Below are 1279 nucleotides of genomic sequence, written 5' to 3'. Positions count from 1 at the left end.
TATAATATAGGATGCAACATTATCGTTCAATCCAAGAAGTTTTTCCAAAGTAACTTCGAACTTGCCTTTGTTACATTCAATATATACTTTTTGAATAGAATGATGACTTTCAGAAATTTTCGATAGAAGAGCGTTATCCACAGACAGAACCAGTTTATCTCCTACTTCAGTAATGCTATTAATAAGAGTTGCTTTTTGTATTTGGGTATCTGTTTGAATAGCAACACTTTTCTGACTTACCTGGGTTACCTTATTGCCAGACCACCAGTTTTTAACACTATTCCAACCTGATGAAATTTTTCTTGCAATCCACGAAATTCCCGTGCAGTCAGCAATCCGCTTGAAAAACTTTTTTATGCTTTGCCACATATCTTACTCCTAAAATTAATAATAAATTAACTTAATTATTACATAAAAAGCATAGCATGTCAATTATTTTAGAGAATATTTTAGTATTTTTCTGAGCTTGTAACCTTTAGCAATTTAATAGCGCTGGTATTTACAACCTCTCCGCCGACACGCTTAGTGATAAAAAAACTAACATAAGGTCTATTCGTATAAGGGTCTCTCAGTATTCTCATCCCTCTGCTATCTACGATCTTATAAGCCTTTTTAAAATCTGCTATTGCGATTACCGGCAGTTTGCTTGACGCAGGTGGCATATCAGCAGATTGATATACTGGTATCCCCATTAAAGTATCTAGAGCTTCAAGCGACAAACTTGGCTGCCAAAGGTATTGGCCTGTTTGGGATTTTAGTAATCTAACACCCTTCAACGTACTTCTATTTATCAAAAACGACACATTTTTAGAGTAATATTCATTTAGAGAATAGTACAATACCATTATTGAATCGCTATCCAATTTGTTAGTTTTAACTTGCTCTATTTTATTATAACTGTTTCCATCGTCATAAGCTAAAATCCCTTTAGGCTGAAAAGTGCCCTCACCTTTAATGAAGGCTTCGTTTTCTTCCTTACTAAAAGTCTCGGCAATCTTTTCCACCAGCCAGCTTTCAACATCAACAAACGCATCATCAAGCAGCTTTTGTGATATCTGTGGCTGAGCGTATAATTCGTAAGTTGTAATGGAAATCTTTTGAATTTTAGGCGTATCCGTATCTTTTGCAAAATCATACTTGGATTTACTGCCACCATCTTCATCATCTACTGTTTCACCACTCCAACCTGCACTAGTCTCTGTGAACAAAATTTTAGAGAAGCCATATGAGAGAACCAACGAAGTTTAAAAAACCCATAAAAACCTCAGCAGTCTTGTCA

2 pseudogenes are annotated in these 1279 nt (G+C 35.3%); both read right to left on the bottom strand.

The features are described 5' to 3' along the window. Nucleotides 1-369: pseudogene (locus GO685_RS05305) on the bottom strand (hypothetical protein); the annotation flags it as partial. 80 nt (nucleotides 370-449) lie between these two features. Continuing rightward, nucleotides 450-1190: pseudogene (locus tag GO685_RS05300) on the bottom strand (phage major capsid protein); the annotation flags it as partial. Nucleotides 1191-1279: the final 89 nt, after the last annotated feature.

The organism is Wolbachia endosymbiont of Madathamugadia hiepei, assembly GCF_013366855.1.
Lineage (GTDB): Bacteria > Pseudomonadota > Alphaproteobacteria > Rickettsiales > Anaplasmataceae > Wolbachia.
Note: the sequence above shows the minus strand (reverse complement) of the source record. Positions and strands in the feature narration are given on the sequence as shown.